The organism is Bacillus sp. ES1-5, from assembly GCF_022487605.1.
GTDB lineage: Bacteria > Bacillota > Bacilli > Bacillales > Bacillaceae_G > Bacillus_A > Bacillus_A wiedmannii.
In genome coordinates, this window is the sequence record NZ_JAKVPU010000016.1 from 1 (window position 1) to 24,319 (window position 24,319).

General features: G+C 36.8%; 23 protein-coding genes, 2 tRNA genes and 1 pseudogene. All 26 read right to left on the reverse strand.

Features of this window, described 5'->3' with window-relative positions; all coding sequences use genetic code 11:
• Nucleotides 1-376: 376 nt before the first annotated feature.
• The 26 genes and pseudogenes from lysS to spoVT all read right to left on the reverse strand — a co-directional run bounded on the left by lysS (nt 377) and on the right by spoVT (nt 24,239).
• Nucleotides 377-1,876, reverse strand: a complete 1,500-nt coding sequence (gene lysS / locus MKO96_RS28310) for a lysine--tRNA ligase (protein ID WP_000369672.1) — start codon at nt 1,874-1,876, stop codon at nt 377-379.
• A 159-nt stretch (nt 1,877-2,035) separates the two neighbouring features.
• On the reverse strand, nt 2,036-3,034 hold the full coding sequence (dusB, locus tag MKO96_RS28315) for a tRNA dihydrouridine synthase DusB (protein ID WP_000912237.1): 999 nt from the start codon (nt 3,032-3,034) through the stop codon (nt 2,036-2,038).
• 23 nt (nt 3,035-3,057) lie between these two features.
• Nucleotides 3,058-3,261, reverse strand: a complete 204-nt coding sequence (locus MKO96_RS28320) for a helix-turn-helix domain-containing protein (protein ID WP_000387029.1) — start codon at nt 3,259-3,261, stop codon at nt 3,058-3,060.
• Entirely contained in the window at nt 3,213-3,728 is a 516-nt protein-coding gene (folK, locus tag MKO96_RS28325; RefSeq protein ID WP_240589290.1) for a 2-amino-4-hydroxy-6-hydroxymethyldihydropteridine diphosphokinase, read from the reverse strand. The genes MKO96_RS28320 and folK overlap by 49 nt, the downstream gene beginning before the upstream one ends.
• Entirely contained in the window at nt 3,725-4,087 is a 363-nt protein-coding gene (folB, locus tag MKO96_RS28330; RefSeq protein ID WP_000358076.1) for a dihydroneopterin aldolase, read from the reverse strand. Before folB ends, folK begins: the two co-directional genes overlap by 4 nt.
• Nucleotides 4,088-4,948 (reverse strand): dihydropteroate synthase, encoded by an 861-nt coding sequence (gene folP / locus MKO96_RS28335; RefSeq protein WP_240589291.1) that lies wholly within the window; start codon nt 4,946-4,948, stop codon nt 4,088-4,090.
• A complete protein-coding gene (gene pabC / locus MKO96_RS28340) occupies nt 4,938-5,795 on the reverse strand; it encodes an aminodeoxychorismate lyase (protein ID WP_240589292.1) in 858 nt (285 codons plus the stop codon). Before pabC ends, folP begins: the two co-directional genes overlap by 11 nt.
• Entirely contained in the window at nt 5,789-6,376 is a 588-nt protein-coding gene (gene pabA / locus MKO96_RS28345; protein ID WP_240589293.1) for an aminodeoxychorismate/anthranilate synthase component II, read from the reverse strand. The genes pabC and pabA overlap by 7 nt, the downstream gene beginning before the upstream one ends.
• A 5-nt stretch (nt 6,377-6,381) precedes the next feature.
• Nucleotides 6,382-7,779, reverse strand: coding sequence for an aminodeoxychorismate synthase component I (pabB, locus tag MKO96_RS28350; RefSeq protein ID WP_240589294.1), 1,398 nt, complete (start codon nt 7,777-7,779; stop codon nt 6,382-6,384).
• Nucleotides 7,780-7,998: 219 nt separating this feature from the next.
• Nucleotides 7,999-8,921, reverse strand: a pseudogene (cysK, locus tag MKO96_RS28355) (cysteine synthase A).
• Between the two features lie 113 nt (nt 8,922-9,034).
• Nucleotides 9,035-9,910, reverse strand: coding sequence for a redox-regulated molecular chaperone HslO (gene hslO / locus MKO96_RS28360; RefSeq protein WP_087979113.1), 876 nt, complete (start codon nt 9,908-9,910; stop codon nt 9,035-9,037).
• Between the two features lie 6 nt (nt 9,911-9,916).
• Nucleotides 9,917-10,705: a type III pantothenate kinase gene (locus MKO96_RS28365; protein ID WP_000578367.1), complete on the reverse strand. Its 789-nt coding sequence runs from the start codon at nt 10,703-10,705 to the stop codon at nt 9,917-9,919.
• 224 nt (nt 10,706-10,929) lie between these two features.
• A complete protein-coding gene (gene ftsH, locus MKO96_RS28370; protein WP_016085296.1) occupies nt 10,930-12,831 on the reverse strand; it encodes an ATP-dependent zinc metalloprotease FtsH in 1,902 nt (633 codons plus the stop codon).
• Between the two features lie 85 nt (nt 12,832-12,916).
• Nucleotides 12,917-13,459 carry a hypoxanthine phosphoribosyltransferase gene (gene hpt, locus MKO96_RS28375; protein WP_000981838.1) on the reverse strand — a complete coding sequence of 181 codons (543 nt, stop codon included), beginning with the start codon at nt 13,457-13,459 and terminating at the stop codon, nt 12,917-12,919.
• On the reverse strand, nt 13,456-14,886 hold the full coding sequence (gene tilS / locus MKO96_RS28380) for a tRNA lysidine(34) synthetase TilS (protein ID WP_240589295.1): 1,431 nt from the start codon (nt 14,884-14,886) through the stop codon (nt 13,456-13,458). Before tilS ends, hpt begins: the two co-directional genes overlap by 4 nt.
• A 219-nt stretch (nt 14,887-15,105) precedes the next feature.
• Entirely contained in the window at nt 15,106-17,577 is a 2,472-nt protein-coding gene (spoIIE, locus tag MKO96_RS28385; RefSeq protein ID WP_240589296.1) for a stage II sporulation protein E, read from the reverse strand.
• A gap of 260 nt (nt 17,578-17,837) precedes the next feature.
• Nucleotides 17,838-17,909 (reverse strand) — tRNA-Glu (locus tag MKO96_RS28390).
• Nucleotides 17,910-17,922: 13 nt separating this feature from the next.
• A tRNA-Met gene (locus tag MKO96_RS28395) sits at nt 17,923-17,996 on the reverse strand.
• A 160-nt stretch (nt 17,997-18,156) separates the two neighbouring features.
• Nucleotides 18,157-18,645, reverse strand: coding sequence for a S1 domain-containing RNA-binding protein (locus tag MKO96_RS28400; protein WP_087979108.1), 489 nt, complete (start codon nt 18,643-18,645; stop codon nt 18,157-18,159).
• An 87-nt stretch (nt 18,646-18,732) separates the two neighbouring features.
• Nucleotides 18,733-19,092, reverse strand: a complete 360-nt coding sequence (gene divIC / locus MKO96_RS28405) for a cell division protein DivIC (protein WP_001208737.1) — start codon at nt 19,090-19,092, stop codon at nt 18,733-18,735.
• Complete coding sequence (yabQ, locus tag MKO96_RS28410; protein WP_016085301.1) at nt 19,089-19,742, reverse strand: spore cortex biosynthesis protein YabQ; 654 nt, start codon at nt 19,740-19,742, stop codon at nt 19,089-19,091. Before yabQ ends, divIC begins: the two co-directional genes overlap by 4 nt.
• Complete coding sequence (yabP, locus tag MKO96_RS28415) at nt 19,739-20,047, reverse strand: sporulation protein YabP (RefSeq protein WP_001059101.1); 309 nt, start codon at nt 20,045-20,047, stop codon at nt 19,739-19,741. Before yabP ends, yabQ begins: the two co-directional genes overlap by 4 nt.
• 58 nt (nt 20,048-20,105) lie before the next feature.
• The gene (locus MKO96_RS28420) at nt 20,106-20,381 is read right to left on the reverse strand and encodes an RNA-binding S4 domain-containing protein (protein WP_001234876.1); all 276 of its coding nucleotides are present in this window, start codon (nt 20,379-20,381) and stop codon (nt 20,106-20,108) included.
• 14 nt (nt 20,382-20,395) lie between these two features.
• The gene (gene yabN / locus MKO96_RS28425; RefSeq protein WP_087979107.1) at nt 20,396-21,856 is read right to left on the reverse strand and encodes a bifunctional methyltransferase/pyrophosphohydrolase YabN; all 1,461 of its coding nucleotides are present in this window, start codon (nt 21,854-21,856) and stop codon (nt 20,396-20,398) included.
• A 12-nt stretch (nt 21,857-21,868) separates the two neighbouring features.
• A complete protein-coding gene (locus MKO96_RS28430) occupies nt 21,869-23,470 on the reverse strand; it encodes a putative polysaccharide biosynthesis protein (RefSeq protein ID WP_087979106.1) in 1,602 nt (533 codons plus the stop codon).
• 232 nt (nt 23,471-23,702) lie between these two features.
• Nucleotides 23,703-24,239, reverse strand: a complete 537-nt coding sequence (spoVT, locus tag MKO96_RS28435; RefSeq protein WP_087979105.1) for a stage V sporulation protein T — start codon at nt 24,237-24,239, stop codon at nt 23,703-23,705.
• Nucleotides 24,240-24,319: the final 80 nt, after the last annotated feature.

A 24,319-nucleotide genomic window follows, 5' to 3' on the forward strand; every position in this document is an offset into this window, starting at 1 on the left:
TAAAGTTAGTTTGTCTAGCATCTAAAAATAAAAATTGACGTTTCACGTTGTTTGTTTCGTTCAGTTTTCAAAGAACTCGTCTGCCGCTCAGAAGCGACTTTATTAATATAACATTTCGTTATATTTTCGTCAACAACTTTTTTCAATAAGTTGTTTTTCGTTTGTTTTGCTTGTTACCTTTCGTGGCAACGAATATAAATATACCAGTTTGATTATTAAAATGCAATAGTTTTTCTAATAAAATTTTTAACTTAGTAAAAAAGTATAAAAACAGCACATTTCTTCTATATAAATATAATTTCTCGCACCATCAAGAGCTACTATCCCCACGTAGCTCATACTCAAATAAAAAAAGCTTTGGAGAAATCTCCAAAGCTTAGTCTTGTTTATGACGCATAGCAGGGAATAATAATACATCACGAATAGATGGTGCATTCGTTAACAACATAACAAGACGATCAATACCAATTCCTAGTCCACCTGTAGGAGGCATACCGTACTCAAGAGCTTCAATATAATCATCATCCATCATGTGAGCTTCATCATTACCTTGTTCGCGCTCTTTTAATTGCGCTTCAAAACGTTCTTTTTGATCAATCGGATCATTTAGCTCAGTGAATGCATTTGCATGTTCACGCGCAACGATAAATAATTCGAAACGATCTGTGAATCGTGGATCTTCGTCATTCTTTTTCGCAAGTGGCGAAATTTCTACCGGATGACCGTAAATAAATGTTGGTTGGATTAATTTATCTTCTACTTTTTGTTCGAAGAATTCGTTTATAATATGACCAACTTCCATCGTATCCTTAATACCTACATTATGTTCTTTTGCAAGTTCACGCGCTTCTTCTACACTCATTGGATTCCAGAAATCTGCTCCTGAATGTTCCTTGATTGCATCTACCATATGAAGACGTGTCCATTCTGGTTCTAGATTAATTTCATAATCACCATATTGGATTGTTGTTGTACCTAGTACTTGCTTCGCAATATGAGCAACCATATTTTCTGTTAGTTTCATAATATCTTTATAATCAGCATACGCTTCATATAATTCAATCATTGTAAACTCTGGATTATGACGAGTTGATACACCCTCATTACGGAATACACGACCGATTTCATAAACTTTTTCTAATCCACCCACAATAAGGCGTTTTAAATGAAGTTCAATTGCGATACGCATGTATAATTCCATATCTAACGCATTATGGTGCGTAATGAAAGGACGCGCAGAAGCTCCACCTGCAATTGCATGCATCATAGGTGTTTCCACTTCAAGATAACCATTGTCATCTAAGTATCTTCTCATTTCACGAATGATTTTACTGCGAGTAACGAATGTTTCACGACTTTCCATACTTGTGATTAAGTCTAAGTAACGTTGACGGTAGCGTTGTTCAACATCTTTTAATCCATGATATTTATCCGGTAATGGACGAAGAGATTTCGTTAATAGTGTAAAGCCCGTTGCTTTCACCGAAAGTTCTCCAACGTTCGTTTTGAACACTTTACCTTCAATACCTACTAAATCACCTAAATCTGCTGTTTTAAATAATTCGTACTCTTCATCTCCAACAGCATCTTTACGAACATAAATTTGAACTTGTCCATGTAAATCTTGAATATGTGCAAATCCAGCTTTTCCTTTACCGCGTTTTGTCATAATACGACCAGCGATAGAAACAGAGATTTCTTTCTCTTCTAATTCTTCTTTAGAGAACTCTCCATATAAGCTTAATAAGTCATTTGTTGCATTTGTACGTTCAAATCGTTTACCGAACGGATCGATTCCTTGTTCACGTAAGTTATGTAACTTTTCACGACGAACAAGCAATTGGTCGTTTAATTCTTCGTGGTTCATGTTATCCATGGTATTGATATCACTCCAGCTCTATTAATTTTTACAATATATACAGTATAGCATTTTCTACTCAACTAGAAAAACTGCCAGCAACTAGCTGGCAGTTCTTCTTTCTTTCACGTAATTATAGGAAGTGTATAGAAGAATGTCAATCTTCCCTATCTATTATTAACCAACGTGAATTGTTTGTTGTTTCGCTTCTACTTCTTCTACAAATGCACCTAATACATTCGCAAGGTCCTCACGCGTATTACAAGCATTGATACCATTACGTACAGTTGCATTACCACGAACACCCTTTAAATACCAAGCTGCATGCTTTCTCATCTCTCTTACAGCGACATTTTCATTCTTTAAATCGATAAGACGATCTAGATGCAACATACATACGTCAATTTTCTCACGCACTGTCGGTTCCGGCATTAATTCACCAGTTTCCAAATACTTTACCGTACGATAAATCATCCACGGGTCCCCAAGGGCAGCGCGACCAATCATAACACCGTCTACACCAATTTCATCAAGCATACGCTTTGCATCTTGTGGCGTTTCGACATCACCATTTCCGATAACCGGGATATTTACAGCTTGCTTTACTTGTTTAATAATATCCCAATCCGCTTTCCCTTCATACATTTGTACTCGTGTACGTCCATGAACTGCTACTGCTTGTCCACCAGCACGCTCAACAGCTTTTGCATTCTCAATTGCAAAAATATGATCTGCATCCCAACCAATACGCATCTTAACTGTAACCGGCTTTTCAACAGCATCTACAACTGCCGCTACCATTTCATATATTTTATTTGGGTCTAAAAGCCATTTTGCTCCCGCGTCACACTTAATGATTTTCGGTACTGGGCAACCCATATTAATATCAATAATGTCTGCTGTCGTATATTTATCTACGTATTTCGCAGCATCTACAAGAGTTTCTTTCTCTCCACCAAAAATTTGTAAACTTAATGGCTTTTCTCTTTCATCAATATATAACATATCTAATGTTCTTTTGTTATTAAGTAATATCGCTTTATCACTTACCATTTCAGCACAAACTAAACCTGCACCAAATTCTTTTACTGTCAAACGGAATGCAGAGTTACACACTCCCGCCATCGGTGCTAATACAACCGGGTTTTTCATCTCAATATTTGCAATCTTTAACACTCGACTTACTCCTTCCTTCATAGTCACTTCGGCATTAATTCCTCCACTGAAACCTTTAATGCCTTAGCAACTTCCACTACAAAATCTTGGGAAGGCGATCGATTCCCTCTCTCAACTTCACCTAAAACAGATACAGATACCCCTAACTCTTTCGCAAAACCTTCTTGTGTATAACCTTTTAGCTTTCGAAAAGCACGAATGCGTCTTCCCCATTTTTCTGCTTCCATACCGTTACTCCCTCTCGCCTTTTCATTTCTTCTACTTGTGAACGTGAAATGTTTTGTTTTATATCTTGATTAACCTCTAACAACGGAACGATAACAAAAGCTCTTTCGAACATCCGCGGATGCGGAACAATAAGATTCTCTGCTTCAATATTTTCTTGATTATATAGTAAAATGTCAAGGTCGATGGTCCTCGGACCCCATCTAATTTCCCTTTTTCTTCCTAAATCATTCTCTACTCTTTGTGTAATTTTCAATAATTCTTGCGGTGATAAATTGGTAGAAATTTTTATAACTAAATTTAAAAAGCAACTTTGGTCAGTATAGCCAACTGGCTCTGTTTCATATACAGATGAAATATCGTTAACTTGGATATACGGGTTTTTGTTTAAAAACTGAATCGCTTCAGTTAAATACGTATAACGTTCTCCGATATTTGAACCTAATGCAATGTAAGCTATATTATTCATGGACGTTCTCTCGTAATTTCCACTGCTACAGCACGATAATGCCCAGGTATCGGCGGATCTGGTTTAATTACTTTAATTGTACAACGGAAAATACTCTCATATTGTTTCAATATATCTGCAGCAATATTTTCAGCGATACTCTCTACAAGCTTATACGTTCTATCTTCAACAACTTTTCTACATAACTCGAAAAGCTCTCCATAATTGACAGAATGCTCTAAGTCATCACTTTCTCCTGCCTGTTTCAAATCCAACTCCACCGTTAAGTCCACTTTAAATCTCTGACCCAATTTATTTTCCTCTGGGAATACACCATGATAACCGTAAAACTCCATATCATGAACATAAATTTTATCCAATTACTTTACCCCCTTACCAATCATCGCATCCATCATCTTAGCCATACGTGCCATTTCCTTCACATCATGAACACGAACAAACTCACAGCCCTTTTCAATGCCGAGACAAACAGTAGCTCCTGTTCCCTCAAGACGTTCCTCTACCGGTAAATCTAACACATGTCCAATAAAGGACTTTCTTGAAGTACCTAAGAGAACTGGATAACCCAGTACGTTTAACTGTTCTAAATTACGCATCGCTTCTAAATTTTGTTCAGGTGTTTTAGCAAAACCGATACCTGGGTCTAAAATGATATTCTCATCTCGCACACCAGCATCTTTAGCAATTTTAATACTGTCATATAAATCAGCAATCATATCAGCCATTAAATTGCGGTAATTCATGTTATCGCGATTATGCATCAAGATAATAGGTACATCGTAATGAGCTGCAACTTCAGCGATTTTCGGTTCCGCCTTCGCTCCCCAAACGTCATTAATAATATGAGCGCCAGCTTCGATTGCTTGTTTTGCAACTTCAGCTTTATACGTGTCGATAGAAATAGGCAATTTCACTTCTTTTGCAACCGCCTGAATCATCGGAACAACTCGCTTGATTTCTTCTTCCACTGATACTTTAGCAAAACCCGGGCGAGTAGATTCACCGCCGATATCAATAATATGAGCACCTTCATCTCGCATTTCTCTCGCATGGTGCACCGCAGCCTCTACCTCGTTGTAACTCCCACCATCGGAAAACGAATCTGGTGTTACATTTAAAATCCCCATAATTAAAGTTTTTTCATTTAAGTTCAATGTATATTCGCCGCAGCGCAAATCATAATCCCACTTCAAACTACACATCTCCTCTTCACAATTCATTTCTGCTCCACAATTTCTCTCTCTGCATTTCGTAAAGATTCATAAACCTTTTTGTAACCATACCTACTTTACCCAGGAAATCTCGTCCCTCTATATGATAAAGTGGAACAATTTCTTGAATCGAGTTTGTTACGAAAACTTCATCAGCTGAAAGTAATTCATCTTTTGTAAAGAAACCTTCCTTTACTTCGATGCCCAGCTCTTCAGCAACCTTTATAATAAACGCACGAGTGATACCATTTAAAATCCCTGTTTTTAACGAAGGTGTATACAAAATATCACCTTTCACGAAAAAGAGATTCGAAACAATACCCTCTGCAACATAACCTGTTTCAGTAAGGAAAATACCTTCCTTATTCACAACATTTCCAATTTCACGTTTTCCTAAAATGTTATTTAAATAATGATGAGACTTTAAGCGAGACGCACCCTCTGGTGTATTTCGCACTTGCTTTAAAACAACCCCTTCTTTTTCCACTACATCTTCGGGGGCTGCTAAAGGTTTTATAAAAACAATAACAGACGGCTCTTCATACATTTCCGTTTGCAATCCAATTTCATCTATACCCGCTGATACATTAAAACGTACATATGCATGCTCTAATTCATTCTTAACGAGTAAATTCTTCAAAATAAGCAGTACTTCATCTTTCGTCATTGTCCATTTAATGTGCAATGTATGCAGTGCATCTATTAAACGATCATAATGATCATCCAATAAGAAAGGATGACCATTATAAATACGAAACGTCTCAAAAACTCCAAGACCATATAAATAACCATGGTCATAAGGAGAAATTCTCGCTTCACTTGCTTCTACATACTCACCATTTACGTAAATTAACATGATGTCACACTTGGACTGTATTTACGAATGAAATTCTGCAACAACTCTTTCCCGTGGGAAGTCATAATTGATTCCGGATGGAACTGCACACCTTCAATCGGTAATGTTGTATGACGGAGCGCCATAATTTCCCCTTCTTCTGTCCAAGATGTTACCTCTAAGCAATCAGGTAACGTCTCTTTCTTAACGATAAGGGAATGATAACGTGTCGCAGTAAACGGATTAGGGATGTCCGAAAAAATCGTCTTTCCGTCATGATGCATAAGCGACGTTTTCCCATGCATTAAGCGCTCCGCACGTATAACCTCTCCACCAAACACTTGTGCAATGGATTGATGTCCAAGACAAACCCCCAAAATCGGAATCTTTCCAGCAAAGTATTGAATAACCTCCATACTAATACCTGCTTCATTAGGACTACACGGACCTGGCGAAATCATTAAAAAGTCTGGTTTCATATTCTCAATATCTGAAATAGTCACTTCATCGTTACGTTTAACAACAAGCTCTTGTCCAAGTTCTCCAAGAAACTGCACCAAATTAAATGTAAAAGAATCATAATTATCAATCATTAATATCATTTTTCTCACCTAACCGTTTCTTCGCTACGTTCTTTTGCACGCCATAAAGCAATCGCCTTTTTTAACGACTCTTTATATTCATTTTCTGGATTCGAATCAATTACAATTCCCGCTCCTGCTTGTACATGTGCTTTTCCATCTTTAGCAAGCAGTGTTCTAATTACAATATTCAATTCTGTATCTCCAGAATAACCGATCCACCCGATTGAACCTGTATAAATCCCTCGGCGAACAGGTTCTAATTCTTCAATAATTTCCATCGTACGTATTTTCGGGGCACCAGTAATTGTTCCCCCAGGGAATACAGCCTTCACTAAATCAAAAGCATCTTTATCTTCTTCCACCTCACCACGCACATTAGAAACAATATGCATAACATGTGAGTATTTCTCAATTACCATAAATTCATCTACTTCTACAGTGCCATATTTACAAACACGCCCTAAATCATTTCGTTCTAAATCCACAAGCATGACGTGCTCTGCTCTTTCTTTTTCATTCTCAATTAATTCTTTTGCTAATTCTTCATCCTCTTGCTCATTCGCCCCTCTAGATCTCGTTCCAGCAATCGGTCTTGTACTTACTTCAGTTCCCTCTTTCTTAATTAGCAACTCTGGCGATCCACTAACAATTTGAAAATCCCCGAGCTCCAAGTAACCCATATATGGAGATGGATTAATTTCACGAAGACTTGTATAGATTTCTAGTGGGTGTGTTTGTAACGTTCTTTCTTGCCTTGTCGACAAGTTTACTTGGAACACATCACCAGCCCCAATATATTCTTGAATACATTCAACCGCCTTCATAAAGCTTTCTTCTGTAAAAGCAACTGTTTCACTTTTCTCTTCAGGGCACGCAAAAGGTATATTCACTTCTGGCGCTTCTGGCGCCCAAAGAATCTTCCATTCATTTAATCGCTCTTTTGCCTCTTCATGCTTATCTACATAATGTGTAATAATCCATAATACTTTTTCTTTTTGATCATAAACAAACACATCATCAAATAATAAAAAGAATATATCAGGTATATTAATATCATCCTCCGCAAGGGAAGGGAGTTTTTCAATATAACGGATGCAATCATAACTAAAGTAACCAATTGCACCACCTTGAAATGGAGGATGTTCCGGATTATAGTCCGTTTTCCATCGCTCCATATATTCCTGCATTAAATCTAATGGGTTTCCTTGCTTTATTGTTTCCTTACCACTTTCGCTTATATGTAACGTTTCACCCTTCCCTCGGATTACCGCTACTGGGTTCAACCCCACAATGTTATAACGACCGCCACGTCCACTCTCTAACAAAATATGTTGCGGTTTATCCTTAGAAAGAAATTTATACTGCTTAAAGAAATCTAACTGATATGGAATAGAAAGCGCTAAAGATTTTCTTCGTTGCATATCAACACCCCGTCTTCTTTTATCCCACCCTCTTAGATTAACCACCTCAAACTACATTCGTTATGTATATAAAGTGGTTATACTCGAAGGCCAGTGAAAATAAATTAATTATACTACCTCTTATTTTACATGAAGTTTTCTAGTCATTCACTCTTTTCCTATTTCCAATCCAAAAAGAAAAAGCATCCTTTTCAAGGATGCTTTTTCAATCACATATAATTAAGACTCAAATTGATAAAGCGGTGTACTTAAATAACGTTCACCGTTACTTGGGATAATAACAAGTACCTTTTTCCCTTTACCTAACTTTTTCGCAATTTCTGTTGCTGCATAAATAACTGCTCCAGAAGAGATACCCACTAAAATACCTTCCTCTTTAGCCACTTTTCTTGCATATTCAAATGCTTGCTCTGCTTTTACTTGAACAATTTCATCATATACCTCTACATCCAATGTCTCTGGGATGAATCCCGCCCCAATTCCTTGGATTTTATGTGGACCCGGTTTCCCACCAGATAGTACTGGTGAATCCGCAGGTTCTACTGCATAAATTTTAATATCTTTATACGCTTCCTTCAGTACTTCACCAGCACCAGTAATCGTTCCACCTGTACCAATACCTGCAATAAACGCATCTAATTGTTCACCCATTTGTTCAACAATTTCTGGCCCTGTTGTTAAACGATGAATTTCTGGATTCGATTGATTTTTGAACTGTTGTGGTATAAAGTAGCCATGCTCTTTTGCTAATTCAGTCGCTTGACGAATCGCTCCACCCATTCCTTCAGGCCCTGGAGTCAATACTAATTCTGCACCGTAAGCACGTAATAAATTACGACGCTCAATACTCATTGTTTCTGGCATTACTAAAATTGCCTTATATCCTTTAGCGGCCGCTACCATCGCTAAACCAATTCCTGTGTTACCACTTGTTGGCTCAATGATTGTATCGCCTTCTTTTAATAATCCTTTTTTTCAGCATCTTCAATCATAGCTAATGCAATACGATCTTTAACACTGCTCCCTGGATTCATAAATTCTAATTTTAAGTATATATCTGCGCTGTTTGATTCTACGATGCGGTTCAACTTAACGATCGGCGTTTTCCCGATTAATTCTGAAACTGATTGTGCCACTCGCATTCCTGTCACTCCTAACACCGAGTATTTTTATTGGTTTTATCTATATTTAGATTTTGTCAGAAAATTCCCTGTTTGTCAATCTATTTGGAGGATGGATTCCCTCACTTCCCCTATTACAAACTCTCAATTAAATTTGTAATATCTTCTTTAGAGAACTTGTGTCGCTCATTACAGAAATGACAATGAACTTCTGTCTCTTCTTCTTCTTCGCGAATTTGCTCTAACTCTGTTTTACCCAAACTAATTAACACACTCTCAATACGTTCGCGTGAGCATGTGCAATTAAATTGAACATCCATCACTTCTAATACTTTTACTTTATCTTCTCCAAGAACTGCATACAGTAACTCTTCTGGAGAAAGCCCTTGTTCGATTAACGTTGATACAGGAGGAATCTTCTGCAAACGATCTTCAATGAATGAAATTGTTTCTTCCTGTGCACCTGGCATAATTTGAAGGATAAATCCACCTGCTGCTAATACGCTGTCATCTCCATTTACAAGAACGCCGACTCCTACAGAAGAAGGTGTTTGCTCAGAAACTGCAAAATAATACGTGAAGTCTTCACCTAATTCTCCTGAAACAATTGGAGATTGACCAATAAACGGCTCACGCATACCAATATCTTTAATTACTGTTACAAATCCTTCAGTACCTACCGCTTGATATACACGTAATTTCCCTTGTTCCGTTCCTTCAAAATCAACATGTGGATTCGTTACATAACCACGTACATCCCCATTCGCATGAGCATCTACTAAGATGGGACCAATCGGACCATTACCTTCTACCTTAATCGTTAACTTTTGGTCACCTTTTAACATCGCGCCCATCATTGTACCTGCAGTTAAAGAACGACCAAGTGCCGCTGAAGCTGTTCTCCATGTATCATGACGTCTTTGCGCCTCACTTACTGTGTTTGTAGTACGTACACTATATGCACGCACTTCCCCATCAAACGCTAACGCTTTTACTAAATAATCTTTCATACTCATTTATTCACCTTTCTCATGCTGTAAATTTGCATTACGCTCATATAACATATACAAACCCTTTAATGTTAAAAATGGATCTACAACGTCAATTACATTCGATTCTTCTGAAATTAATTTCGCCAATCCACCTGTTGCAATAACTTTCGGTTCTTGTTTAGCTTCCTCTTTCATACGCTTAACGATACCTTCCACTTGTCCAACATAACCATAAAGAATACCAGATTGCATTGCACTTACCGTATTCTTTCCAACAACACTGCTTGGTTTTGTAATTTCAATACGAGGAAGTTTTGCCGCTCTACTATATAAAGCCTCTGCTGAAATCATAATTCCCGGCGTAATAACTCCACCCATATAATGCTTTTCTTCGTTAATATAACAATATGTAGTAGCCGTACCGAAATCGACAATAATAAGCGGACTTCCATACAAGTGGATTCCTGCTACTGCATTTACAATTCGGTCCGCGCCTACTTCACGTGGATTTTCATATTTAATATTTAGCCCCGTTTTTATTCCAGGACCTACTACAAGCGGTTTAATTTTAAAATACTTTTCACACATGCGCTCTAAAGCAAACATAATTGGTGGTACGACTGAAGACACGATAATACCTTTCACATCTTCAAACGAAAGACCTTCATGCTCAAGCAATTGCTTTACAAGCATTCCATATTCATCTTCTGTCTTATGACGATCTGTTTCCATGCGCCAATGTTGACGAAGTTCCCCCTCTTCAAACACGCCTAGCACAGCATTTGTGTTCCCTACATCCAATACAAAAATCATATTCTCACCACTTATCTTATTTAATCTATATTTGTGCAGTATGTATAAAACTTATAAAAACATCATATCACACATACTTATATAATCAGCTTTTCTATCCTCATCATTTTACAAAAAGATTACGCTCTATTTCAATTTTTAATACCAGATTTACTTAAATTTTTTTCTACTTCATTTCGTTCCACAAATAAAAAAAGGAGTGACCATCGTCACTCCTTCATCTCTTACTTATCTTCTGATTCTTCATCGTCCTTCTTCATATTGATGTTTACTTTCACATCATCTGAAGATGTTGGACGCTCTGGCAATCTGCCGTAATCATATAAATGATTGATTTGCTCTGCATCTAACGTTTCTACTTCAAGTAACGTTTTCGCAATAATATCTAGCTTATCACGTTTTTCAGTAAGAATTTGGTGCGCGCGAGCATAACATTCTTTTATAATAGTTTGCATTTCCACATCGATTTCATGTGCAATTGCATCACTGTAGTTTTGTTCTGAATGGAAGTCTCTTCCTAAGAACACTTGACCACCTTGCGAGCTACCGAATTGCATCGGTCCAAGCTTATCACTCATACCAAATTCCGTAACCATACGTCTTGCAATACCAGTCGCACGTTGGAAGTCGTTGTGAGCACCTGTACTTGCTTCACCAAACACAATCTCTTCAGCTACTCGACCGCCAAGTAAACCAGTGATTTTATCAAGTAACTCTGGTTTTGTCATGAAGTAACGATCTTCTTTCGGAAGCATTACTGCATATCCACCAGCTTGACCACGAGGGACAATTGTTACTTTATGAACGATATCTGCTTCATCAAGGACAACACCAATTACAGTATGGCCAGCTTCATGGAATGCAACGATATTTCGTTCTTTTTCAGAGATAACACGGCTTTTCTTAGCTGGACCTGCAATAACACGATCCGTTGCTTCATCAATGTCACTCATATCAATTTTCTTCTTATCTTGACGCGCAGCCACTAAAGCAGCTTCGTTTAATAGGTTTTCAAGATCCGCACCAGAGAACCCTGGTGTACGAGTTGCAATTGCTCTTAAGTTGATATGATCATCAAGCGGTTTATTACGAGCATGTACTTTCAGTACAGCTTCACGGCCATTTACATCTGGACGATCTACTGTAATTTGACGGTCAAAACGACCTGGACGTAATAACGCTGGATCGAGAATATCAGGACGGTTTGTTGCAGCGATGATAATAATACCTTCGTTTGCACCGAATCCATCCATTTCAACAAGTAATTGGTTCAACGTTTGCTCACGCTCATCATGGCCACCACCAAGACCTGCGCCACGTTGACGTCCTACTGCATCAATTTCATCAATGAAAATGATACAAGGAGCATTTTTCTTTGCATTTTCGAATAAATCACGTACACGTGATGCACCGACACCAACGAACATCTCTACGAAATCAGAACCACTGATAGAGAAGAATGGAACGCCAGCCTCACCTGCAACGGCACGTGCTAGTAAAGTTTTACCTGTACCTGGAGGTCCTACTAATAGAACACCCTTCGGAATACGGGCACCAACTTCAGCGAACTTACGAGGATCTTTCAAGAATTCAACTACCTCAACAAGCTCTTGTTTCTCTTCATCCGCTCCAGCAACATCTCTGAAACGAACTTTTTTCTTTTCGTCATTATATAACTTCGCCTTACTTTTCCCGAAGTTCATAACACGGCTACCGCCGCCCTGAGCCTGGTTTAATAAGAAGAAGAATAAAATGAAGATAATGACAAACGGAATGATAGAAGTAAAGAACGTTACCCAAGCACTTGTTTCTTCTGCTGGTTGATACTTAACTTCAGCACCTTGCGCTTTGTCATTAATTTTCTTTTGTAATTCCTCAGTATTTGGTGCATAAGTAACAAATTGTTCTCCTTGGCTAGAGTTGTTAAATTGTCCTTTTACCTCAAATACACCATTTTTCGGTTGAAGTTGCACATTACGCACTTCACCTTTTTCTAGTTTAGTAATGAATTTATCGTAGCTAACTGATGTCGTTTTTTGCGTCGAACCATTAAAATAGCTCACGATTCCAATTACTACTAGGAATATCAGTAAATAAAAGATGGTATTACGGAAGATACGATTCATTCCTAACCTCCTCTCACGGCATAAACACTATTGTAAATCGTAACATAGAAAAACTTTCCTATACAATTGTAACGCCTGTATTTAATTAATTTGAGTAAACGCTTGGTTTTAATACTCCTACATAAGGAAGATTACGGTACTGCTCTTTATAATCTAATCCATATCCTACAACAAATTCATGCGGAACAGTAAATCCAACATAATCCGCTTTCAAATCTACCTTGCGGCCTGTCGGCTTATCTAATAACGTAACAATTTTTACAGACTTCGCTTTACGATATTTAAATAGGTCTACTAAGTAACTTAGCGTAAGACCGCTATCAATAATATCTTCAACGATTAAAATATCGCGACCCTCTACAGAAGTATCAAGGTCTTTTAAAATTTTTACTTCGCCTGTTGAAACGGTAGAGTGACCATAACTAGATACAGCCATAAAGTCCATTTCAAGATATGTATCTGTTCTCTTTAATAAATCTGCCATGAATGGCATCGCGCCCTTTAATACGCCAATCGCAAGAGGTACTGTGTTTTTATAATCCTCTGCAATAATTGCGCCTAATTCGAGCACCTTTTCTTGTATTTGTTCTTCAGAAATTAATACTTTTTCGATATCTTGATTCATCATTTCATTATCCTCCCGGAAGACTCCTTGCTTTTGTAGTGAATAATCATATATTTATCCTTCTTTGCCGCCTCTTTCGAGATAGCAAATGCAGATCGCTTCAACAAGGGTACCCAAATAATATTCCCACTTGCATCACAAACGACCGGCCATTCTTCTCTTTTTTCTCTTGGTACTTTCGCTTCGATAAAAATAGTTTTTATCTTTTTTGTGCCATTCATACCTTGTATTGACATGCGATCTCCATTTTCTCTAGAACGAATACGAAGTGGATATGATATATCATTATACTTAGCAACAAATACTGTTTCATTCATGTTACTTGGTATGTCTTCGCTCACCTCTGTTACAAGTTTATCCCCGTTCGATAGCATAATTGTCCCGGGCACTGATAAATCTTGTAAAAAAGGAGAAACAATTTCTTGTTTAAATCCAAAGCTGCACTCCTCGTATGCGCGAACAATTTTTAAATCACCTGGAAAATCAAGTGAACCCGAAGGTTGTGTCCGCTTAAAAAACTCGATCACTTTGTCAATATGTATAGAGGAAAGAGAAGATGGAATCTTATATTCATAAAGATAGTTTAATATTAGTTGAATCCCTCTTCTTTGTAAAGGCATAGACATGGATTCAAAGGCAGGAATTGATAAGCTAATTTGTTTATCACTTTTTTTTGTAATTACTTTATTCATTTTCTCAAAAGCTAATTCCTGCAAATACGCCTCATCCTCTTGCATCTGCATGCTAAATTTTTGGAATTTCTCATGCACTTGTGAATTTTCTTCTTTCAAATGAGGAAGAACATATTTACGTAATCGATTCCTTGTATATACTTCCTTTTTATTACTTGGATCTATACGTGGAATTATTTTTAGCTTATTACAGTAATCAACAATCTCTTCCTTCGTTACTCCAAGTAACGGCCTAATTAAATATCCATTATGAAACGGACGCTTCACTGCAATTCCTGCATATCCTTTCGGAGTACTTCCTCGTACAAGGCGCATTAAAATCGTCTCTACTTGATCATCACCATGATGTCCAAGAGCTACATATCTCGCATCATATTTCTTCATTATTCTTTCCAAAAATGCATATCTGCATTCTCTAGCAGCAACTTGTGCATTCATTCCGTGTTGCTGTTGATATTGCGACACATTAATCCTTATCGTTTCGCAAATAACTCCCAGCCCTTTACAAAGGTCCTGCACAAACTGTAGGTCCTCATGAGATTCATCACCTCTAAACATATGATCCACATGTGCCACTACAATTTCGAACTGTTTTGCTGCTCTTTTTTCTAACAAATAATATAGAAGAGCCAAAGAGTCAGGACCACCAGAAACCCCTACAACAATTGTTGAACGTTCCTTTAATACATCATGCTGCTTTACAAAGTCATCTACCTTTTCAACAAATGTATCTTTCAACTTCGTAATCACCTTTCATTAAACAAGAACAGCAACGTTAGTTACCTTGTTTATAATGGTACAACTTTTACAAACATTGTGCAAAAAAAAGATATACAAAAATTACATTTTTATCTTACATCATCCGTACATATTCACAAAAATAATAACATTATCTTTTAAAGTAAAAAAACCTAGGCATCCACCTAGGTTTTTAGAAAGAAACATCACACTTAAAGTTTATTGTGCCTGCATTCCTACAATTGGAATTGTAGCCCACTTCGGCATATTTTTCTTCACTTTCGCCACAACGATAGTCATATCGTCATTTATATAACCATCACAAGAGCGAATGACCTCTTCCATAATGATATCAGCAATTTCTTGCGGATCTTCGGTTTGTAATTCTTTAATTTTTCGTTTCATCCATAGTTCATGATTTTCTACATGTTGCGCTCCCTCGAAAATCCCATCGCTCATCATAATAAGGATATCGCCCGTTTTTAATTGTTCACCTACTACATCAACTTCAACATCCTCAATAATCCCCATCGGCAAATTACTTGCCTCAATTTTCAAAATATTATTCGCGCGTTTAACAAAACTCGGTGTCGATCCAATCTTTAAAAATTTCGCACTCGCATCCCGCAAATCCACCATAGCTAAATCTAACGTCGTAAACATCTCTTCTGTTGTTCTTAAAGAAAGAATAGAATTGATAGATTTAATCGCTATTTCCTCATCAATGCCTGATTGAAGTATTTTTTGTAATAATTTTACCGTTTCTTTACTCTCCATATGAGCTCTTTGCCCATTCCCCATACCATCACTAATTGCAAGCGCATATTTACCAACACTTAAATCCATCATCGCATAAGAGTCACCAGAAACAAACCCACCGCCTTTTGCAGCCGTGGCCAACCCAGTATCAAGAGAATACGTTTTTGCCGAACCAAATGATATTAAGCTGTGGCCGTTCGGATAAGAAGATTTTTCTTCATGTTTAACAACAATATTTTCCTTTAGAATATCAGAAAGCATCGGCGCAACTAACTTTTCACATTCTCCATGTTCATTAGATGCAACTGGAATCAACATTTCAATATCAATACTTCCTCTATCTAAACAATATATATCAACATGCTCTACTTCTACGCCAAAATCACGAAATGCATGCATAATCTGTTCTTCCTGCACTTGATGATTTTCTCGTTCTCTTTGGATCTCCTTAGCAAAATCCTCCATAACTTTTGATACACCTAATAGTTGCTCTGCTACTATTCTACGGTTTTCTTTCATTTGTTTTCGTAATTTTTGTCCTTCATAGAAGTGATCTAATTCACCCGCTACTAAATCCGTCACTTTCTTCCCTCTCACACAATGCTTGTCCCATTCACGAACTAACTTCCGATTATGCTGCAACGTTCCCTCTTCCGTTTCACTCATTATTTGTTTCATATAATCGTACGTTTTGTCGAAATTAACTACCCAGCATTGATCCTTTTTAAAGCATGTTTGACATGTTTTTGCAGTAATTGTACTTAAGAACAAATCTGCTTCTGTCTCTTTATCTTCCTCCTCCACATATCCATATACAGAAAAGCTATTAGATAAAGCAGCAAATACATTGGCAAATTGATTAATTTTATTCGCTGTAACATCACGCATCCTTCTTAAATACTGTTGTTGATCTTGCGAATGTTCCTGTGTACCTGGCATGAATTTAGCAATACGATCCATAACAAGTTTCGGTGTTAATAAGAAGAACACAATCGCCACACCAGATTCAATTAAAGTTGTCACAATGTTTGTTTGCTTGTCTACATATAGCGTAATCAAGCTCGTCCCAATTAATAAACCTAAACTAACACCTAAACGCTTCCCTTCTTTTAACAAACCACCAAGCAACCCAGAAAAAGCAAGTAGACTAAGTTGAGACAAACTGGAGACATTGGCTAAACTTAATATTAATCCAGTGACGACCCCCACTGTAGATCCTGTAGCAGCCCCCGCGATAAATGCAAACACGAGCACTAAATACCTAGTAAAAATATGTTGAATAGAAGCGTCATATACAAACCAATCTGTTGTACCTGTTAAAACAGATGCTAGTAATATAATTAAACAAACAATTTCTTCTGTCTCTAGCGCTTGTTGTTTACCTTTTCGTTCTACTAAAAGCGGAACACTTTGTAAAAATATCATAGTTAATACGAAGCTAAGCCCTGCCTCAATCGTACTAACGAGTAAATCGTACATGGTGACAGTTTGTTGCGCGAAATATACGACAACTAAATGTGCGGTTAATGCGGAGATAAATACTTGAAATGGAACAAGTCCAACAGTTTTACGTGTAAATCGACTAAAGAAGATATTATAAATGAAGAAAGTAAAAATAGATGCAAAGGTAAAGAATAAATTATCTATCGAAACTGAAAGTGCGCCCCCCATAAGAGCCAAGAACGCGAGCGGCATTTTATCCCGCTTCATAACATAAACAGCAGCAAAAAACGGCAGTGCAAACGGTAAAATGTTTGTTAATATATATGCTCGTCCCAAAAGAAAACCAATAACAACAATAATAAATCCCCATCTAAAGAAAACCTGTTCAAACTTCATTCGCAACTTACTCGTCCACTTTACTGCTCCAAGCTGACTCTCATTCATTGCCAATGCACTTGTATTCATAGTATTCCTTCCTGCTTTAGGCATATTTTTAACACCACCTGCATAGTTTAATTACTGTCATTATAAAAGATGATTATTGGGATTTTTGTCAAAACAACAGTTTTCACTTTTATAATCTTTCGACTTTTTATTCGAAATAACTCTACATATATACACGGTATGTAATTTATTCTGACTATTTTAATTGAAGATTCGGAAAATATAGGGTGATTTTGTAGAAGTTTTGTATGTCTTAATTTATTTAACAAAAAAAGATCATGCAAATTTGCATGATCTTTTTAGGATGACCCGTACGGGATTCGAACCCGTGTTACCGCCGTGAAAGGGCGGTGTCTTAACCACTTGACCAACGGGCCGTTAAATTAAATATAGCGGCGGAGGGGATCGAACCCCCGACCTCACGGGTATGAACCGTACGCTCTAGCCAGCTGAGCTACACCGCCATGTCGTCTTATTTAACGGACAATTAGTATCTTACCTCATATATATTTTAAAGTCAACACATCTTGAAAACTTTTTTCAAAATATATTTTCACATATAAAAAAGCACCCCGAGCAATCGCCCTGGGTACCTCTCTATATGCTAAGAATTAAACGTTCTTATTATCCGCGACGTGCGCCACGGCCACCACGTTTAGATTCTGTGTTACGCTTTAAAGAAGTTAAACGATCTTCACTATCCTTTAAGAAACGTGCCATCTTTTGCTCGAATGTTTCTTTTGGAGCTCGTTCGTTACCGCCGCCACGGTTATCTCTGTTGAAAGAACGATTACGTTGTGGACGTCCAGAACGTTGTTGATCGCCACCGCCACTGCGTTGGTACTCACCACGTGGACGATCTCCTTCTGTTTTTTCACGCTCTTTCGCTTTTTTAATAGATAGACCGATCTTACCATCTTTTTCAACGTTAATAACTTTTACTTCTACTTGGTCGCCCACTTTTAAGTGATCGTTAATATCTTTCACATAATTATCAGCAACTTCACTAATATGAACAAGACCCGTTAAGCCTTCTGGCAGCTCCACAAAAGCCCCAAAATTTGTAATACCTGTTACTTTACCCTGTAACTTGCTGCCTACCTCGATTGACATAAAAAAAATGCTCCTCCTTAGTGGTTAAAAAGTCAAATTTTACTTTATTATATATAATCCTAAAATATAGTGTCAATAAGACATACTCTACTTAGAAACAGGAAAAATTATCTCCCCTTTTCCAGAGAAGAAATAATCCCTTCTAGCAATCTTTAATACGTACTCTTCATCATTTAACTTTTGAACTTCGTCTTTTAGACTTTTTTCTTTATTCGTTAATGAATCCAGTTCTTTTTTCATGTCCTTAACTTTTGCTTCTTTTGCTCTAATGGAACTGTTTTGTTGATAAAACGTTACACTAATACTCGCAATAATTGTAAAAGCAAAGACAAGAAAAACCGCTAAACGGCGATAAAGTCGCTTCCTGTTCTCATCCGTTTGTATTATATGCTCTTTAACAGGATTTGGACTCTGTTTTTCGATTGTTCTTTGTCTCAGTTCCCTCATTTCCGAGGTCCCCCTAACTTCTTTTTTATACGCTCCCATAATTGGAAGATGTGTCCCTTCAATTTTGCTATATATTGCAGGAACCCTACATGTTTCATTATAAAAAGTTTAACACGATTAGGGAGAAGTTTCCATATGAGCGAAGCAATAAATCGAACAGGCCAGAAAAAAACTTTCCATATGAAAAGTAATATCCAAATCACCATTTTCCATAACACATGTCCAATTGAAAGCAGTATACGAAATAAGAATAATATAAATGCAATAAATAGCTGCGCTATAATAATAACAGGTTTTATCATGAGTAGCTTTATAATTTGAACAAAAAAATGTGTTGTTTGCATAAAAATATAGATGAGAAAATTTAACAGTTTCATGTATAGTGCTTTCAATAAGCTTTGATACGCCGCAAAACCACATAATAATGCCAAAAATACATATATACGTAGTTCAGCTTCATTTACAAGAAGCAATACATAAAAAACGAATAATGCTTGGACAATCCAAAATAGTATATCATGTATAAATACAAGCCAACGTTTACGTTCTTGCCGCTTTAAAAATCGTTGGTATGTATCTAAAGACGCTCCAATCCAAGCACCCATTCCGATCATTGAGAGCATCGTATACAACTGAATTGTTAGACTCATTTAAACAACTTACTAAAGAATCCTTTAGTTTTCTCCCCTTGATTCTCATCAATATACAGCATCTCATGAACTTTCCCTTTAATCGATACAACACCTTTTTCTACATCTAAATTTTTCATTTGCAAATTTTGACCACGAATTGTTAAAAAACCCATTACGGTCTCAAGTAAAAACTCCTCGCTATCAAAACTCTCTACCTGCTTTACACCGGTAATATCAATTACACGCCTGCCACGCATAATAATATCATGCTCTACCGAAACATTTTGTTGATTAGAAGACATAGGTGAGTAACCATTATTCACGTAAATCCCCCCATAGATTTATACTAGCTAATAGTAATGTATGAAGGGATAATTGATTTTAGAACAAGCCTTCTTCAGCCTTTACTTTTTCTTCGCGAACTAAACTATACATATTTGCTGCATCTTCTTTTTTAGTCGTTTCTTTCAATTCGTTTATTTTTACAGTTACTATTTTTTGACCAAAACGAATTGTTAATTCATCAGCTACTTTCACATCTGAACTCGCTTTTGCCACTTGACCATTAATTGATATTCTTCCTTGATCAGCTACTTCTTTCGCTAATGTTCTTCTTTTAATTAAACGTGATACTTTTAAAAACTTATCTAGACGCATATCAAATCCCCCTATTAACGCTCTGTTTGTTTTGCCTCTTCCCATAAAACATCTAACTGCTCTAATGATAAATCTTGCATCTCTTTATTCATTTCAGCTACCTTTGCTTCCATGTATAAAAAACGACCGACGAATTTCTCATTCGTTGAACGTAACGCCTCTTCGGGATCTATTTTATAATGACGAGCTATATTCACAAACGCAAATAGTAAATCGCCAAATTCACCTAACATTTTCGCCTCATCCATATTTGTAACTTCTTGTTGGAACTCTTGCCATTCTTCTAAGGCTTTCTCTATCATCGGTTGTACTTCAACCCAATCGAAACCAACTTTGCCAGCTTTTTTCTGGATTTCATAGGCGCGTAGTAACTGGGGCAAACTTTTTGGAACCCCATTTAAAACAGATTCTTTCACGAATCCTTTTTCTTGTTTTTTAATTTCTTCCCAATTCGCAATTACTTCATCGGCATTATTTACATCCGTATTCCCAAATACATGCGGGTGGCGGCGAACCATTTTCTCAGATAAAGTTCGAATAATATCATCTATAGAGAACCAACCTTCATCCTCCCCGATTTGAGCATGCAACATAACTTGTAATAATATATCACCCAGTTCTTCTACTAAGTGATCATCATCCTCTTCATCAATTGCTTCCAACACTTCATAAGCTTCCTCAATTAAATACTTCTTTAAAGATTGATGTGTTTGCTTTTTATCCCACGGACAACCATTCGGTCCACGAAGGTCTGCAATAATTTCTCTAAGCACATCAAACTGTTGATACAAGGACGCACGTTCTTTAACTGGTGGTACATATACACTCGTTAAATTATTCAACTCTGTTTCATGATCTAACATGTACAACGGTACCTTTTTAACTTGTTCAAATGAAGTCCCTGCAGCTGTTACGATATACACTTCATAATCATCTGATAGCATCTCCATTAATGTTAATTTCACATCAGACGCAACGAATGCATCATATACTTGGCAAAAGATTAAATGTTGACGTAATTCTAATTGTCCTCTTTCAAATGATGTGGCGTCAATTAATTGGAATCCTTCAATCGGATCAATCTTTAGACTCGCAAACATAGGATCAAGGAAACTTTGTCCACCTTCAATGCGCACTTCAACATTCGCTACTTCGCCTTTTTCCAACAGTAGCTGAACCGTTCTTTCCGCTACAAGCGGATGCCCTGGCACGGCATAGATGATTTCTGTGCCTTCAGCTTGTTCTAGCAATGTATTCGCGATTGTTTCATATACAATTTCAAATGTATCATGTGCTTCATATACACTGTCAAAGGCTGTATATTGTATACCTTCTTTCTCCAACTCTTCTATAACGGGATGTTCCTTCGTTCTAACAAACATGTGATCTGCTTCTTTTATTTTTCGATATACACCCATCGTTAACTGATCTAACTCACCAGCACCTAATCCTAAAATAGTAATGATTCCACTCACAACCTGCCACCTCTATCCACTCTTCTTCAATGAACCTTCTTTTTTCTCTTTTTTCATAACGGTTCCTATTTCCGCTTTTGTAAATACACGTAATTTTAAAATTAAAAACACATATGTTAATCCACCGATAACTACACCTAACAATGCCTCAATTGTTGCAATTCCTCTATGCCTTGTATCAATTACTAATCCAGACATTTGCATCACACGTATAAACATTATTAATACAAACCCCATACCGATACCACTAATAACTACACCTAGCATATTACGCTTATCGATAAGAGCTTCGGATACAGCTTGCATAAGTAATGCACTATTTAGCACAGAAATTACAATTAACGCAACTAGCGTTGCAATTGCAGCTCCCTTCACACCAAAATATGGCATTAACATATAATTTAAAGCTAACTTTAAACAACCCCCAAATATAACGAATATTGCTGGTTTTAATGTTTGCCCTAACCCTTGCAAAATAGAAGCAGTTGTAATCGACAATGAACTAAATAAAATAGATAAAGATAAAATGGATAAAACATCTGATCCATCACTATTTTCAAACAACATAATATTCGTAGGCTGAATAATACAAGTTAATCCAATGGCAGCTGCAAATCCAATAACAAATGTTATTTTCATTGCTAACTTTACCTTTTCTCGAATAAAGGAAAGATCTCCTCTTTCCTTCGCCGCTGTAATAATTGGAATAAGTGACAACGAGAAAGAAGTTGTCACGACAGTACCTAATTGCATAAGCGGGATACTTCTGTCGTAAACACCTTTTAATACCTTTGCACTTTCAGCTTGCTCTCCTGCCCTAATAAGTAAGGAATAGAAGGAAACAGAATCAGCCATTTGTATAAAAATAAGCACTAAGTTACTAATACAAATCGCCAATCCCTGCCAAAACAGAATTTTAATGATTCTCTTTTTCCCCTTAATTCTCTTTACATTCTTGAAAAATATAGAACGAAAGTCATGACGCATATAAATTACAAGTACAATAATCCCAATCAGTCCGCCTGCGATTGAACCTAACATAGCACCTGCACCGACCGTATATAAATCAAATCCGCGAGCAATTAGGAATAGAGATAAAAATACAATAATAGAAACACGAATCGTTTGTTCTATCACTTGAGAAACAGCTGTTGGCATCATATTATTGAACCCCTGAAAATACCCTCTTGCTACAGATAAAAACGGCATCAATATGAATGAAAATGAAATAACACGTAATAACTTATCTAAGTGTATATCGCCCATGGCTGTTGCAATTGCTTCGGCACCAAAAAACAATGTAAAAAAGCCTATGAAACCAATTACTAACAAAAACCAAAAAGATACACAAATAATTTCTTCTGCTTCTTGTTGTTTCCCTCGCTCTAATCGTTCCGCAACCATTTTTGAAATTATAATGGGGAACCCATAAGTAGCTAAAATTAAACAAAATCCATAAAACGGATAAATTTGTTGGTAAATATAAAAACCAATATCACCCGCTATATTTTGATATGGAATACGGTAAAAAGCGCTTAGTACCTTTGTAACAAAACTTGCGATTGTTAATATAATGGCCCCACGCCAAAAGGCTTGATACTTCTTCGATTCCATACAAGAAAACTCCTTTTTCTATTCTCACCCCTCGTATTATATCATAAAGAAAAGGACAAGCTTCCTTACCTACACGAGTAATAATACGCTCGTGCAATGATAGAAATATTCAACGAAAAAAGGTAGCAAAGCGCTACCTTTTTTCGATATACATATATCTCCAAATAATTGATTTCTCAAGAAGAAATATCATAATTAGGAAAGATTGCTACTTCTAAAATTCGATATAGCCTTACTGCTCCATTTGTTTCGCTAAAAAGCTTGCAGCTGTATTTACTGACTTATGCTCTACTTCACTTATAATAGCCTCTTTAGAGAAGATAACAACAGCTCCAATTGGATCCCCATTCGCAACAATCGGGCCAATTGTATAGGAATTCACTTTTTCTGTTACTCCATCAATAATTGAAATTTCGCTTTCATCTGTCATAATTACAGACTTACGCTCTTCCATTGTCTTCTCAATTAAATCGCCAACACTTTTATTTAAGTATTCTTTTTTAGATACGCCCGCTACTGCGATAATAGAATCACGATCGCATACAAGCACATTATGTCCTAAGCTATCGTATAAAGCTTCCGTATATTCCTTTGCAAAATTACCTAGTTCACTAATTGGAGAATATTTTTTCAAAATCACTTCTCCATCGCGATCAACAAATATTTCTAGTGGGTCTCCTTCTCGAATACGTAAAGTTCTACGAATTTCCTTCGGGATTACTACCCTACCTAAATCATCAATTCGACGTACGATTCCAGTTGCTTTCATTCTAATGCTGCCTCACTTTCTACTGATGATCAAAGTGGTGAATTTACCTGTTCATGTAAAAATCACCAACTGTTAGACAT